Below are 16,048 nucleotides of genomic sequence, written 5' to 3' on the forward strand. Positions count from 1 at the left end.
GCCGACTGGTGTGGGTGAGCCGGTGTGCTACGCCTGGTGGGCCAGGCGTCCGGCAGCCAGTTCGTCGCCCAGGTCGCGGACAAGGCTGGTGCCGAGGTCGGCTGCGCGGCGCAACAGCCTTTCGAAGGCGGTGAGTTCGCGGAACGCCTCTCCGTAGCGCCGCTGTTCTCCGAGGGGAACCTGGCGGATCTGAAGCCGGCGGACGTCGATGCGGGAGGAGTTCGTGGTGTGGGTGCCGGCCTGCCGGGCATTGGCGGGAGCCCGCAGTGAACCGGCGAGGAACCAGGCGTCGAGCTGTTCGGGCTGTACCCGCACGGCATGCAGTTGTGGGCCGAGGGCGGTCGGCGGCCCTTCGTGGACCCAGGCGGAGAAGGCACGGGCGACGCCCACCACCACGATGTCCCCGGGTTCGGCGATCACGGCCTCGCCGACCGCCGCGGTGCCGGGAGCGAGCCAGCTGCGGGGTTCGGCGTCCACCAGAAGATCGGGGACGGTGAGGAGGGGGATGCCGTCGTCGGACGGCGGGCCGGCGTGGATTGATTCCTCCGGCGGCTGCTGACCGCCGCGCAGGGTGAGCGCCCCGGCCCGGGCGAGCTCGGCGACTGTGGTTGCCGTCGGTGTGTCCGCCGCGGCCGTGGCGAGGTCGAGCGCCGCGAGCAGCCTGGCCGACTTGTTCACGTTCGCGGTGAGCCCGGTGAACTCCCGCCAGGATTCGGCCAGTCGGGGTGCCGTGTCCGCCGGGGACGGGGCAATGTGGCGTCCAGGGGTTAGGTCGACCTCGTCGTTGAGGAGTTCGATGACGGGCACCTGTCGTACGTAGGCAGATGCTTGTGGGGAGTCCGCCTCTTCGACGGCCTCGCGCACGAAAGCGCTGATCGCCGCCCAGTCGGGGGTCCACTTCTCCTCCGAGTCCCGGGGGAAGCGCGAGGCCGCGTCGGCGACCAGCAGCCGACCGCCCACCGGTGTGCCTTCCCCGTGGGCGGGCATCCGCAGCACCCACAGGTGCAGGGAGACGCTGTGCGGTGCGGCGCAGCCCGGCGGCAACGCGACGACGGCCCGCAGTTGCCCGGTGCGCAGCAGCGAGCCGCGGATGCGGCGTCCGGCCTTCCTGGCCGCGACGGCGGGCGGCAGCAGCAGTACTGCGGCGCCGCCGGGCCGCAGCTGGGCCAGGCAGTGCTGGACCCAGGCGAGTTCGGGCTCGGTGCGCGGGGGAAGGCCGTGGCTCCAGCGGGCGTCGGTGGCCAACTCCTCGTATCCCCAGTCCCGTTCGTTGAAGGGCGGGTTGCACAGGACGATGTCGGCGGGGGTGCCGGAGAACGGGTCGTCGCGTAGGGAGTCCGCCGCCCGTACGGAGACCTGCACCCACTCCTTTTCCCTGTGGCCCTCGTTCTCGGCGAGGGCCAAGCGGGAGTCCGCCAGCGAGGCGAGGACGGCGTCCCGGTCACTGCCGAGCAGCGTGAGCGCCCCGGCGCCGGACGCCCTCACGGCGTCGGCCGCCGCCAGGAGGAGGTGCCCGGGGCCGCAAGCAGGGTCCATGACCGTGGTGCCGCCGGAGCTGCCTGGGCTGTCGCCCGCCACGCCGTTGGCCGCCCTGAGGGCGAGTTGTGCCATGAGGGATGCCAGCGGTTGCGGGGTCGTGGCGATCTGGCGCACATGGACGTCGAGCCAGCGGCGCAGCAGAAACGCGAACGTTTCCGTGCCTCCTTCACGCTGTCCGAGATCCACGGCCCGTTCGATCAGCTTCCGTGTGTCGGCACGGATCTCTTCGCCTTCGTCGCTCACCCGCCCGGAGAGGAGCCGTCCTACCTCGGCGATCGCGGCCCCTGTCTCGTCACGCCCGCCGAGCGCCTCGAAACCGGGCCAGAGCCACTCCCTCTCGGCGGACTTCTTCAACTTCTTGTTGTCGCGCAGCCAGCCCTCGATGTCGGTCAAGGAGAACTGAGGGTTGGTGTCGGTGCCGGCGATCCGCACCGGGAAGGACGGATGCCGCCGCCGCCAGTTGCTCACCGCGGCTCGTCCCACACCCGCAAGGCGGGCGATTTCGGCCAAGGTCACCGGAACGGCGCGCGACGTGGACATCTACACTCCCAGGGCATTTCTGGTGGAGGGAGGACTTTTCCCTCGGTAGCGGGTGTGTGATCAAGCCACCCTTCCTCCGAACTGCATCCGTCAGCGTACATGACCATTGACTTTGTTCACAGATGCGTGATGGCGGGCTTTGGAGCGTATGTCGCGTTCCGGTCGGCGGGGCGCGAGGGTCAGTGCGACGGCCGGCCGTGCCGCCCGGGCGTCGCCCCTGTCCGCCCCGATCGGCCGTTCCGGCCCGATGCCGCCCATGCCCGCACCGGCCGGGCCTCGGGCCCCATCGGGTGGGTGAAGGGCCGCAGCGGGTCGACCTCGGCCCACGGGACGAGTGCCTGTTCGGGGGTACGGCGCTCGGGCAGCCACACGGCGAGGCGCCGCCACACCTCGCCGGCGTGGGCGGGCCGCTCGCCGGGGTCCTTGGCCAGCAACTGGAGTACCAGGTCCTCCAGTTCGGAGGGGATGCCCGCGCGGAGCCTGCCGGGTGGTACGGGTGGCCGCTCCAGGATCATGCCGGGCAGCATCAGTTCGGACTCGTGGGTGAAGACCGGCTCGCCCGTCAGCATCGCGTACAGCAGACAGCCCAGCGCGTACAGATCGGTGCGGGGGTCGACCGGCTTGCCCCGCACCTGTTCCGGCGCCATGCACTCCAGACTGCCGGGGCGCTCGCCGGTCGTGGTGAGGCCGGTGGTGTCCGGGTCGAGGAAGGCGGCGACGCCGAAGTCCAGGACCTTGACCACGCCGTCCGTGCGGATCACGACGTTGCTGCCCTTGAGGTCGCGGTGCACGACGTCGCGGGCGTGCACCGAGCCCAGGACGGAGGCGATCTGGACGCCGATCGACGCGGTCTCCTCGATGGAGAGCGGGCCCTCCTCGGCGATCCGGTCGTCGAGCGGGGGCCCGATCACGTACTGCATGACGAGAAAGCGGGTGCCGTTCTCCTCGCCGAGGTCGTAGACGGTGGCGAGGCCCGCGTGGTCGAGTCGCGCGACGGCCTGCGCCTCCCGGCGGAACCTTTCGGCGTCGCGGGCGCGCTGCTCCTCGGTGAGTCCCGGATCGACGTTCATGGTCTTCAACGCCACGTCGCGGCCCAGGTTCTCGTCGTGGGCGAGCCAGACGACTCCCATGCCGCCCCGGCCGATGAGGCGCTTGATCCGGTAGCGACCTGCGATCAGTGTTCCGGTGTCCATTCGCGCTGCGGCCCGTCCCCTCCGTGCCCTGCCGCGCCCTGCCCGGGCTGGTGTCAGGGAGAGTGTGACACGGCGGTGCTTCGAATGCCGCCCGCGCGACGCTTTATTCGTTGACTGAGTTCACATACTGTTGCTCTAATAGGGTGAAGGCGGGGCGGTTCGTCCCGTGCGTCTCACCCACTACGGTGATGCGTGGATTACGTCGGGAGCAAGTGAGGATCACGTGGACGTCTTCGAGGTGCACCGTCGACTCATCCGGGACTACAAGGAGTACACGTCCGGATCGGTGGTGATCGACGACCCGCGGATCGGCGAGAAGGTGTCCAAGTCCCTTGCCGACGGCGACCAGTGGCCCGACCCCTGGCTCTCGCTCAACCCGAGCTTCGCTAGCGGCGGCACCGTCGACCACCTCGCCGACGACCTCGGCCTCCTCCACCCCGAGTGCAAGCGGATCTTCCGCACCGGCAAGGACAAGCGGGGTGCGACGATCCGTCCCATCCGCTTCCACCGGCACCAGCGCGACGCCATCGAGGCCGCCGACTCGAAGGACTCGTACGTACTGACGACCGGCACCGGCTCCGGAAAGAGCCTCGGCTACATCGTGCCCATCGTCAGCCGGATCCTGAGCGAGAAGCGGCCCGGAGACCCTCCGAGCATCAAGGCGATCATCGTCTACCCGATGAACGCGCTGGCCAACAGCCAGCGGGGCGAGCTGAGAAAGTTCCTCACCGCCGGATACGGCGAGGGCAACGAGCCCGTCACATATGCCCGTTACACCGGCCAGGAGAAGCAGTCCGAGAAGGACGCGGTCCTCGACACCCCCCCGGACATCCTGCTCACCAACTACGTGATGCTGGAGCTGATGCTCACCCGCCCCGAGGAGCGCAAGCGGCTCATCGGCCGGGCCAAGGGCCTGCGCTTCCTCGTCCTGGACGAACTGCATACCTACCGCGGCCGTCAAGGCGCCGACGTCGCTCTGCTGGTCCGGCGTGTGCGCGAGGCGTGCGAGTCGCCCGCCCTGCAGTGCGTCGGCACCTCCGCCACCATGTCCACCAAGGGCACCCCCGCTGCCCGCCGCCGTGAGATCGCCGAGGTCGCCTCCACGTTGTTCGACACGGAGATCTCCCCGGATCGGGTGGTGGGCGAGACCCTGGTCCGCGCGACCGGCGACACGCCCCCCACGCGTGCCGAACTCGCTGCCCGCGTAAGGGAGAACAACCCGCCGCTGGAGTACGACGCACTCAAGGCCGACCCGCTGGCCCGCTGGGTCGAGACCGCCTTCGGCCTCACCGAGACCACCGACGAGGACGGCACCCGCCTGCTGGTGCGCGCCGAGCCCACCACCGTGGAGCTCGCCGCGCGCGCCCTGCGCGGGGACGCCTTCGACATCCCGCGCGACGCACCCGAGGACGAGCCGTACACCGCCTGCGCCAAGGCCATCCGGTCCACCCTCCGGGCCGGCACACAGGTCCGCGACGCCGACGACCGCGCGCTGTTCGCGTTCCGCCTCCACCAGTTCCTCTCCAAGGGCGGCTCGGCGTACGTCTCCCTGGAGCCGGCGGAGAGCCGCCACATCACCCGCACCTACCAGCAGCGGGTGCCCGGAGAGCCGGAGAAGCTCCTGCTGCCACTGTCCTTCTGCCGCGAGTGCGGCCAGGAGTACCTCACCGTGGCCCGCGAGCAGAGCGACGACGGCACGGTCGCCTTCCGCACCCGTGAGGACGCGGACGACGAACAGGGCTACCTCTACCTCTCGGCCTCCAACCCGTGGCCCGAGCGTGTCACGGACGCGATCGACCAGCGCCGCTTCCCCGACAGTTGGCTCACCCTCGACCCGAAGAAGGGCACGCCCGTCCTCACCGCGAGCCGCAAGAAGCGCGCCCCGCAGCCCGTGTGGGTGAGGCCCGACGGCACGGCGGTCAACAAGGACGGGGACGGCCTGTACGCCACCTACGTACCCGCCCCGTTCCTGTTCTGCCTGGAGTGCGGGGTCAGCTACGAGCAGGTCAGGGAGCGCGACTTCGCCAAGCTGATGACGCTCGACCAGGAGGGCCGCTCCACCGCCACCTCCGTCGTCAGCGCCTCCATCGTCCGCCACCTCAAGAGTCTGCCCGCGGGTGAACTCGGCGAGGATGCCCGGAAGTTGCTCACGTTCGTCGACAACCGTCAGGACGCCAGCCTGCAGGCGGGGCACTTCAACGACTTCGTCATGGTCACCCAGCTGCGCGGTGCCCTCTACCGCGCCATGCTGAAGGCGGGAGAGGCGGGCCTGCGCTGGAAGCGGCTGGGCGAGGAGGTCGTGGCCGCCATGGGGCTGGCCCGTCACGAGTACGCCAACAACCCCACCGAGGTGGAGGCGCTCGCCGAGGAGACGCTGAGCGCCCTGGCCCAGGTGGCCGAGTACCGGCTCTTCCTCGACCTGGAGCGCGGCTGGCGGATCACCATGCCCAACCTGGAGCAGACCGGTCTGCTGGGCCTGGACTACGCGGGGCTCGACCAGATCGCCCAGGACGAGGAGCGCTGGCAGCGCGCCGCCGGGCCGCTGCGCACCGCGACCCCGGCGACGCGGCTCGACCTGGCCCGCGTCCTCATGGACGAGCTGCGCCGTCAGCGCGCTGTGGACACCCCGTACTTCACCGAGGCCAAGTTCAACGAACTGGGCAAGGAGTCCGCCAAGCTCAACGATGCCTGGGCCATCGCCGAGACGGAGTCCGCGCCCCCAGCTCCCGGCGTAGCGGTGGCCCGCGCCGGCCGGCCCGGCCGCTCCGGGCGCACCCGCAGCGAGCTGAACCTCACCGGCCGCACCGCCTTCGGCCGCCACGTCCGCAAGCCGGAGACCTTCCCGGGCTGGGGCCACGACCTCTCCCTCGACGACGCCCAGGACGTGATCCGCGACCTGCTGGAGGTCCTCGCCGACGGCGGTGTCCTGAGCCGGATCACCCAGGGCCGTGGCGAGGACCCCGGCTACCAGATCCACCACCCGGTGATCCGCTGGCACGCCCGCGACGACGAGCACGGCGCGGTGGACCGGCTGCGCCGCACCTACCGCACTGGCCGGGGCCCCCGCGTCAACGCCTTCTTCAAGGGTCTCTACAAGGAGGTCGCGTCCACCTTCGCCGGACTGCACGCCGCAGAGCACACCGCGCAGGTCCACCCCGACGTCCGTGAAGAGCGGGAGAAGCTGTTCAGCAAGGGGCTGCCTCTGCCTCTGCTGTACTGCTCGCCCACGATGGAGCTCGGCGTCGACATCGCCAGCCTCAACGCCGTCAACCTCCGCAACGTCCCGCCAACCCCCGCGAACTACGCCCAGCGCTCGGGCCGCGCGGGCCGCTCGGGCCAGCCCGCGCTGGTCACCACGTACTGCGCGACCGGCAACAGCCATGACCAGTACTACTTCACCCGCTCCGACCAGATGGTCGCGGGCACCGTCGCCGCGCCCCGCCTCGACCTGGCCAACGAGGACCTGCTCGCCTCGCACGTGCACGCCATCTGGCTCGCCGAGACCCGCCTGGAACTCGGCCGCACCATGACCAAGATCCTCGACACCGACGGCAAGACCCCCTCGCTGGAGCTGCTGCCCGAGGTGCGGGAGCAGATCGGCGGCCCGGCCGCCCAGCAGCGCGCCCTCGTGCGGGCCCGCACCGTCCTCGCGGGCTGCGTCGACGCCCTGCGCGAGACGTCCTGGTGGCACGAGCAGTGGCTGGAGGACACCGTCGCCAAGGCCCCCGGCCGCTTCGACGAGAAGTGCGGACGCTGGCGGAATCTCTACCGCAAGGCCCTGGAGGAGCGGGAGATCCAGCACGACAACATCCGCAACCGCACGGCGACCGGCCGCTCCCAGGCCCAGGCCGTCCGCCGCCGCGCCCAGGCGGAGAACCAGATCGCCCTTCTGGAGAACAGGCAGGGCGGCGAGCGCACGGTGCTGTCCGACTTCTACCCGTACCGCTACTTCGCCTCCGAGGGCTTCCTGCCCGGCTACTCCTTCCCCCGGCTGCCGCTCGCCGCGTACATCCCCGGCACCGGCCGCACCAGCCGCGGCTACGACGGCGACTACCTCCAGCGGTCCCGCTTCATCGCGATCCGCGAGTTCGGGCCGGGCGCGCTGATCTACCACGAGGGCAGCCGGTTCAAGGTGGACCGGGTGCAGCTGCCGCCGGACACCAGCGGCGAACTGACCACCGAGAGCGCCAAGGTGTGCCAGGGCTGCGGCTACCTGTCCCCCGAGGAGCGGCGCGAGGACACCTGCCTGGGCTGTGGCAGCTCGTACGGCGACCCCCGCACCGGGCTGCTGCACCTGCACACCGTCTTCACCCACCGCCGCGACCGGATCTCCTCCGACGAGGAGGAGCGCCAGCGCACGGGCTACGCGGTGGAGATCTCCTACCGTTTCAAGCAGCACGAGGACGGCCGGGACGGTTCGCTGCGCGCCGAGGCGAAGGCCGCGGCCGGCCGCCTCCTCGCCGAACTGGTCTACGGCGACAGCGCCACCGTCCGGCTCACCAACCTGGGCTACCGCCGCTCGGTCGCCAAGGGCGACATCGGCTTCTGGCTCGACCCGGTCACCGGCCAGTGGCTGGCCGGCTCCACCGGCAGGCCGAGCTCGAGCGCGCCCGGCCGGGAGACCCCGGTGGAGGACGAGGGCCTCGCCGACGCGGAGAAGGTCGTGCGCAAGATCCCCGTCATCCCGTTTGTCCAGGACACCCGCAACATCCTCGTGCTCAAGCTCGCGGCCCCCGTCGACAAGGACACCGCGATCACCCTCCAGTACGCGCTGGAGCGGGGCATCGAGGCCGAGTTCCAGCTGGAGGATTCCGAGCTGGACACCGAGGAGCTGCCGCCGCACGACGGTCCCCGCGAGCGGCTGCTGTTCATCGAGAGCGCCGAGGGCGGTGCGGGCGTCCTGCGCCGCCTCCAGGCGGAGCCCGACGCGCTCGCCCGCGCCGCCCGCCGGGCCCTGGAGATCGCGCACTTCGACCAGGTCGGGCGCGACCGGGGAGCCGAGAAGCGCAATGGCGACCCGTGCGAGAAGGGCTGCTACGACTGCCTGCTCTCCTTCGGCAACCAGCGCCACCACCGGATGATCGACCGCCACCTGGTGAAGCAGTTGCTGATGGACTTCGCGGGCGGCGAGGTCGGCTCGAGCCACGCGGGCCGCACCCGCGACGAGCACGCCGACGCGCTCATCGAGGGCGCCGACTCCTCCCTGGAGGAGCGGTTCGTCGCCTACCTCAGGACCCACGGTCACCGCCTGCCCGACCAGCAGCAGGTCAGGCTGAGCGCGGCCCTGTCCAAGCCGGACTTCGTCTACGACACCTCCTTCGGGCCCGTCGCGGTCTTCGTCGACGGCCCGCACCACGACCACGCCGAGACGACGCTGCGCGACGAGGAGGCCGCCGAGCGGCTGAAGGAGATCGGCTGGGAGGTCGTCCGCATCCGCTACGACGACGACTGGTCGAAGGCCGTGGCCGACTACCCTTCGGTGTTCGGCGAGGCGCGCCGCTGACCTCGGGGCGGGGGCGGACCGCATAGGCCCACCCCCGCCCCATGGCCCGCCGCAAGCCTTCCGGTCACCGCCCCGGTTCGCACGCCCGACCACTCTTGCCCCCGACCCACGCTTGCCCGCCCCGACCCCGGAAGGCCCGCATGACCACCGCCGCCCAGCCGACCCGGCAGTACGCTGTCGGCTCCCTCGTCCACGCCCGGGGCCGTGAGTGGGTCGTGCTGCCCGACTCCACACCCGACCTGCTGGTCCTGCGCCCGCTCGGCGGCGCCGACGACGACATCGCGGGCGTACTGCCGGGCCTGGAGACCGTCGTCCCCGCCACCTTCGCCCCGCCCACCCCCTCCGACCTGGGCGATCAGCAGGCGGCCAGGCTGCTGCGCACCGCCCTGCGCATCGGCTTCCGCTCCGGCGCGGGCCCCTTCCGGTCGCTCGCCTCGATCGCCGTCGACCCCCGCCCGTACCAGCTGGTCCCGCTGCTGATGGCGCTGCGCCAGGACACCGTCCGGCTGCTGATCGCCGACGACGTCGGCATCGGCAAGACGGTGGAGGCTGGGCTGATCGCCGCCGAGTTGCTGGCACAGGGCGACGCCCGCGGCCTGGTCGTGCTGTGCTCGCCGGCCCTGGCCGAGCAGTGGCGGGCCGAGCTGTACGGCAAGTTCGGCGTCGACGCCCGCCTCGTGCTGCCGTCCACGATCGGCCGTCTGGAGCGCGAGACTCCGTACGGCCAGTCGGTGTTCCGCCCTGACGGCGCGTACGTCGTCTCCACCGACTTCATCAAGTCCCCCCGCCACCGGGAGGACTTCCTGCGCAACTGCCCCGACCTGGTGATCGTCGACGAGGCGCACTCCTGCGTCTCCGACACCACGGTCGGCGCGTCCGCCCGCTCCTCCCAGCAGCGGTACGCGCTTCTGCGCGCCCTCGCCGACCGGACCGACCGTCACCTCATCCTCGTGACGGCCACTCCGCACAGCGGCAAGGAGGAGCCGTTCCGCCGCCTGATCGGCTTGCTCGACGACCGTCTGGCCGCCGTCCCCTTCGACACCGACGCGGGCCGTAGGCTGCTCGCCGAGTTCTTCGTGCAGCGCCGCCGCGCCGACATCCGCGAGGACTTCCAGGACGGCGCGCACTTCCCGTCCTCCCGGGACACCGCCGAGACCGCCTACACCCTGCACCGCGACTACAAGAAGCTCCTCGACGAGGTCCTGTCGTACGCCCGCGAGACGGTACGCGCGGCCGACGGCGCCCTCCAGCAGCGCCAGCGCTGGTGGTCCACGCTCGCCCTGCTGCGCACCCTGTCCTCCTCCCCGGCCGCCGCCGTGCAGTCCCTGAACACCCGCGCCGGCGTCGAGGAGGCGGACACCCCGGCCGAGGCGGACCGCACCGGGGAGCGCACCGTCTCCGACCCGGCCGACAGCGAGACCCCCGAGTCCGCGGACGCCGTACCGGGCACCCGCCTCCCCACGGCCACCGGCGCCGAGGCCACCAGCACGGAGATCGACGACGAGGCCGACGACGAGGAGAAGGCCCGCCTGGTCGCGATGGCCGAATCGGCCAAGAAGCTCTACGGCCCCACCCGCGACGCCAAGCTGAAGAAGCTGATCACCACCGTCTCCGACCTCCTCGACAAGGGCTACCGGCCCATCGTCTTCTGCCGCTATATCGCGACAGCCGACTACGTGGCCAACCACCTCAAGAAAATCCTCAACAAGAAGGGCGCCGAGCACCCGGTCGCGGTCGCCTCCGTGACTGGCGAACTCTCGCCCGACCAGCGCGTCACCCGCATCGCCGAGCTGACCGGCACCGACGAGGAGGGCAACCCCGCGCCCGAGCGCCGCGTCCTAGTCGCTACCGACTGCCTCTCCGAGGGCGTCAACCTCCAGGAGTCCTTCGACGCCGTCGTCCACTACGACCTCGCCTGGAACCCGACCCGCCACGAGCAGCGCGAGGGCCGCGTCGACCGCTTCGGCCAGCGCACCGACGTCGTCAAGGCGCTCACCCTGTACGGCGCCGACAACCCCGTCGACGGCATCGTCCTCAACGTCCTGCTCCGCAAGCACGAGCGCATCCGCCGCGTCACAGGCATCTCCGTGCCCGTGCCGCAGGAGTCCGAGAGCGCCATGCAGGCCGTGTTCGAGGGCCTGATCCTGCGCGGCGAGCGGTCGGCGTACGAGCAGGAGGGGCTGTTCGCGCAGGAGGAGGTGGCCGAGCAGCTGGAGATCGCCTGGCAGTCCTCCGCCGAGCGGGAGAAGCGCTACCGCTCCCGCTACGCCCAGCTCACCATCAAGAAGGACGAGGTCGCCGCCGAGGTCGACGAGGTTCGTGCCGCGCTCGGTACCGGCGAGGAGGTACGGGACTTCACCCGCCGCGCCCTGGGCGCCCTGCGCGGTATGCCTGCCCCCACGAAGCAGGGCGGCTTCACCGCGCACACCGATGCCCTCCCGCAGGGCCTGCGCGACACCGTCTCGCACGCGCTCGGCCCCCGCCACCCCCGCCCGGTCGTCTTCCACGCCGCCCCCAGTGCCCCGCGCGGCGAGGCCGCCCTCACCCGCACCGACCCGGTGGTCGCCGCCGTCGCCCGCTTCGTCCTCGACGCGGCCCTCGACGACGCCGGCAAGGTCCCGGAGTGGCAGCGCCCGGCCCGCCGCTGCGGAGTCGTCCGTACGAAGGCCGTGGAGCGGAACACCACGCTCCTGCTGGTGCGCCACCGCTTCCAGCTGAACCTGCCCGCCCGCGACGGCTCGGTGCGCGAGCAACTCGCCGAGGACGCCCGCGTGGTCGCCTACCGCGGCAGGCCCGACGCGCCCGAGTGGCTGCCGGAGGACGAGGCCGTGGCCCTCCTCGAAGCCCGCGCGACGCAGAACACCGACCCCAAGTTCGCCACCGAGCACATCGCCGAGATCCTGGCCGCCCTGCCCGCGATCATGCCCGAACTACGTGACCAGTCAGCCGAGTTGGGTCGCACCCTGGAGGCCTCGCACCGCCGGGTCCGCACCGCCTCCCGCGCCCGCCTCGCGGGCCTGAAGGTCGTCCCCCAGGGCGACCCGGACATCCTGGGCGTGTACCACTACCGCCCGGCCCCGACGTTCCCCCAGGGAGTGGGCGCATGAGTACCGCCAGGACCCTCGTCACCGACACCGTCGCCACCGTCGGCGGCCTCCTGCCGTACGACCTCCTGGTCCGCGTCAAGGAGGGCAAGGAGCAGACCGGCTCCAAGCCCGCCGACTACCGCCTGTACGCCAAGGGCGACTCGGTACGGGACGCCGCCGAGCGTTCCTGGGGCTATCTGCGCGGCGTGTGGGCCGCCTACCAGGACGCCCTGGCCCGCGACGGCGCCGACGCCGACCCCGGCGTGCACGCGGTCGGCGTCACCACCGAACGCTGGCTGCTGCCCCTCTTCGAGCAGCTCGGCTTCGGCGCCCTCACCCCCGTCCCCGCGCCCGGCCTGCCCTCCCGCGACGGCGAGAAGGACTTCGAGGTCAGCCACCGCTGGGCGCACGTCCCCGTCCACCTCACAGGCTGGAACGTCCCCCTTGACACGCGCACCACCGAACTGGCCAAGCAGGCCCCCCAGTCGATGGTGCAGGAGTACCTCAACCGCTCGGCGGACTCCACCCTCTGGGGCGTCCTCTCCAACGGCCGCCAGCTGCGCCTGCTGCGCGAGTCCGCCTCCCTCACTGGCGCCGCGTTCATCGAGTTCGACCTCCGGGCGATCTTCGCGGGCGACCGCTCCGACGACTTCGTCCTCCTGTGGCGCCTGCTGCACCGCACCCGCTTCGAGCCCCGCGCCGAGGGCGAGCCGGCCGCGACCTGCCCGCTGGAGAAGTGGCGCACCGAGGCCATCGACAGCGGAACCCGCGCCCTGAAGGAACTCCGCAAGGGCGTGGAGAAGGCCCTGACGGTGATCGGCACGGGCCTGATCACCCACCCCGACAACGCCGACCTGCGCGACGCCCTACGCACCACCCGCGACAAGAACGTCCGCGACGACCTCCACCCGGCCCTGCTGCGCCTCGCCTACCGCCTGCTGTTCCTCTTCGTCACCGAGGACCGCGACCTGCTCCTGCACCCCGACGCCACCGAGCAGGCCCGCGAGACGTACGAGAAGTACTTCTCCACAGCCCGCCTGCGCCGCGTCGCCCGCCGCACCGGCACCCTCCACGGCGACCAGTGGCAGGCGCTGCGGCTGGTCATCGAGGGGCTCGGCACGCCGGGCGGCCGTCCCGAACTCGGACTCCCGGCGCTGGGCGGCCTGTTCGAGCCCACCGCCACGGACGCGATCTTGGACGGCCTCAGCCTCACCAATCAGTCCCTCTATGAGGCCGTACGCGCCCTGTCGGAGGTGTACGACGCCAAGCTCGGCCGCCCCCGCAAGGTCGACTACCGCCACCTCGGCGCCGACGAGCTCGGCTCGGTCTACGAGTCACTGCTCGAACTGGAGCCGCGCCTCGGCGAGGGCAACGAGTACGTCCTGGCCAAGCTGGACGGCAACGACCGCAAGACCTCCGGCTCCTACTACACCCCGTCTCCCCTCATCGACTGCCTCCTCGACTCCACCCTCGACCCGGTCATCGACCAGGCCGTCAAGTCCGGTACGACACAGAAGGAGCGCGAGGACGCCCTGCTCGCCCTGACGGTGTGCGACCCCGCCTGCGGCTCCGGCCACTTCCTGGTCGCCGCCGCCCGCCGCATCGCCCGCCGCCTCGCCGAGATCCGCACCGACGACCCCGAGCCGAGCGCGGAGGACGTACGGCACGCGCTGCGCGACGTCATCGCGCGGTGCGTGTACGGCGTCGACCTCAACGAGATGGCAGTGGAGCTGGCCAAGGTGTCGCTGTGGATCGAGGCGATGAGGCCGGGCCGGCCGCTCACCTTCCTCGACGCCCACATCAAACACGGCAACGGGCTGCTGGGCACGACGCCGAAGCTGCTGGCCGAGGGCCTGCCCGACGACGCGTTCAAGCCGCTGGAGGGCGACGAGTCGAAGCACGTCACCGACCTGAAGAAGCGCAACGCGGCGGAGCGGACCGCGTGGAAGATCGCGCTGCGCCACGGGGCGAACCAGGACGCCCTGTTCGCGGAGGAGGAGGTGCTGGCCGAGTCCAACTCGGCGTTCGGCGAGACGGTCTCGGCGATCACCGGGACGGACTCGCAGGAACTGGAGGACGTCCGGAACCAGGCCAAGGCATACCGCGAACTGACCACCTCCCCGGACTACATCCGGGCTCTGGAGCTGGCCGACGCCTGGTGCGCGGCGTTCGTCTGGAAGAAGACGAAGACGGCGACGCCGCCCGCGCTGACCACGAAGTCGCTGCTGGCGCTGCACTCCGAGGACGGCGGCGCGAGCCTGCCGGGCGGGACGGTGGAGGAGGTCGTGCGGCTGCGCGAGGAGTACCGGTTCTTCCACTGGCACCTGGAGTTCCCGGAGGTGTTCCGGGTTCCGGCGGATGCGGGGGCGCCGGGGGTGGACGAGAGGACCGGGTGGAAGGGCGGGTTCAGTTGTGTGCTGGGGAATCCGCCGTGGGAGCGGGTCAAGCTCCAGGAACAGGAGTTCTTCGCCACCCGTGACGAGAAGATCGCGAACGCCGCGAACAAGGCGGCCCGCGAGCGCATGATCGGCGCGCTGGCCGAAAGCGAGGAGGAGACGGACCGCACGCTGCACACCGAGTTCATCGACGCGCGCCGCCTCTCCGAGGGCGTCAGCCATCTGCTGCGCGACTCGGACCGTTTCCCGCTGGCCGGACGCGGCGACGTCAACACGTACGCCGTCTTCGCCGAGGCCGCCTCCCTGGGCATCGCGCCGACCGGGCGGCTGGGCCTGGTCCTGCCGACCGGCATCGCCACCGACGCGACGACGGCGCCGTTCTTCTCGGACCTCGTGCGTACGGCGCGCCTCGCGTCGTTCCTGGACTTCGAGAACGAGGCGTTCATCCTCAGCCGGGACGTGGACCACCGGGTGCGCTTCTCCCTGCTCACTGCCACCGGCGTCGGCACGCGCGTCGACGAGGCGTCCTTCGCCTTCGGGACGCGGTACATGGAGGACCTCGACAGTCGGCGGTTCGCCATGCCCCCGGAGGAGATCCTGCTGGTCAACCCCAACACGGGCACGCTTCCGGTGTTCCGCACCCGCCGGGATGCCGAGATCACCCTCGGGATCTACCGCCACGTCCCGGTCCTGATGAAGGAGCCGGACGAGAACGGCTGGGGCGGGACCAACCCGTGGGGTCTGACGTTCATGCGCATGTTCGACATGGCCAATGACTCCCACCTGTTCCGGGGCAAGCAAGAACTGGATGACGAGGGCTGGCAGTTGACCGGCAACGTCTTCACCCTGACCGAGGCGGGGGAGACCCGCCGGTACCTCCCGCTGTACGAGGCGAAGATGCTCCACCACTTCGACCACCGCCTGGGCACGTACGAGGGCCAGACCCAGGCCCAGGCCAACGTCGGCACCCTCCCGCGCGTGACGCCGGAACAGCACGACGACCCTGACTTCGCCCCGCTGCCTCGGTATTGGGTGCCGGAGTTCGACGTGGATTCGGGGAAGCGGGACAAGAAGGGGAACCGGATCATGTGGGCGGGGGTTGAGACGCAGCTGGCGGACAAGGGATGGTACGAGGACTGGCTGCTGGGGTGGCGTGATATCTGTCGGACCTCGGATCGCCGAACCATGATCAATACTGCCCTGCGTCGTACCGCCGTTCCTGACGGCACATTGCTGATGCTGCCTTCCTTCGGTAATCCTGCGTTGCTCCAGTCGGCGCTGTCTTCGTACGTACTCGACTTTGTGGCGCGTCAGAAGTTCAGCGGCACACATCTGAAGTACTTCACGGTGTACCAGCTCCCAGTGCCCGGCCCTGAGGCGGGTGATCAGCCGTGTCCATGGAGCAGCGACGAGACCGTGGCAGAGTGGGTTGCCGCAATAGTCGCTGAACTCGCCTACACCGCCCGTGACATGGAGGCCTTCGCCAGAGCGATTGGCGTGGAGGGACGCCCTTTCCGGTGGGATGAGGAGAGGCGCGGATTGCTGCGTGCAGAGCTGGACGCTGCCTTCTTCCACCTCTACGGATTGGCCCGCGATGAAGCGGAGTACGTCATGGACACGTTCTCGCGCCTCAAGAGCGACGAAGAGGCCGCCCATGGCAGTTACCGCACCAAGGACCTCATCCTCGACATCTACGACCGCATGGAAGAGGCCCGCGTGACCGGCGACGAGTACCGAACCGTGCTGGACCCGCCGCCGGGGAAGGGGCCGCGTCACGCGGCCTGAGTACCG

The 16,048-nt window shown here is 71.0% G+C and carries 5 protein-coding genes; 3 read left to right on the plus strand and 2 right to left on the minus strand.

Translation table 11 applies throughout. The features are described from left to right. Positions 1–27 precede the first annotated feature (27 nt). Positions 28–2,079 carry an N-6 DNA methylase gene (locus tag OHT77_RS35830; RefSeq protein WP_328832526.1) on the minus strand — a complete coding sequence of 684 codons (2,052 nt, stop codon included), beginning with the start codon at positions 2,077–2,079 and terminating at the stop codon, positions 28–30. 179 nt (positions 2,080–2,258) lie between these two features. Continuing rightward, complete coding sequence (locus OHT77_RS35835; protein WP_328832527.1) at positions 2,259–3,272, minus strand: serine/threonine-protein kinase; 1,014 nt, start codon at positions 3,270–3,272, stop codon at positions 2,259–2,261. 223 nt (positions 3,273–3,495) lie between these two features. Between OHT77_RS35835 and OHT77_RS35840 the strand changes: the two genes are divergently transcribed. The 3 genes from OHT77_RS35840 (at position 3,496) to OHT77_RS35850 (ending at position 16,042) form a co-directional block, all read left to right on the plus strand. Beyond that, a complete protein-coding gene (locus OHT77_RS35840) occupies positions 3,496–8,775 on the plus strand; it encodes a DEAD/DEAH box helicase (protein WP_328832528.1) in 5,280 nt (1,759 codons plus the stop codon). A gap of 140 nt (positions 8,776–8,915) precedes the next feature. Then, complete coding sequence (locus tag OHT77_RS35845) at positions 8,916–11,882, plus strand: helicase-related protein (protein ID WP_328832529.1); 2,967 nt, start codon at positions 8,916–8,918, stop codon at positions 11,880–11,882. Next, a complete protein-coding gene (locus tag OHT77_RS35850; protein WP_328832530.1) occupies positions 11,879–16,042 on the plus strand; it encodes an Eco57I restriction-modification methylase domain-containing protein in 4,164 nt (1,387 codons plus the stop codon). Before OHT77_RS35845 ends, OHT77_RS35850 begins: the two co-directional genes overlap by 4 nt. The last annotated feature ends 6 nt before the right edge of the window (positions 16,043–16,048 follow it).

It is taken from the genome of Streptomyces sp. NBC_00252 (assembly GCF_036187565.1).
Lineage (GTDB): Bacteria > Actinomycetota > Actinomycetes > Streptomycetales > Streptomycetaceae > Streptomyces.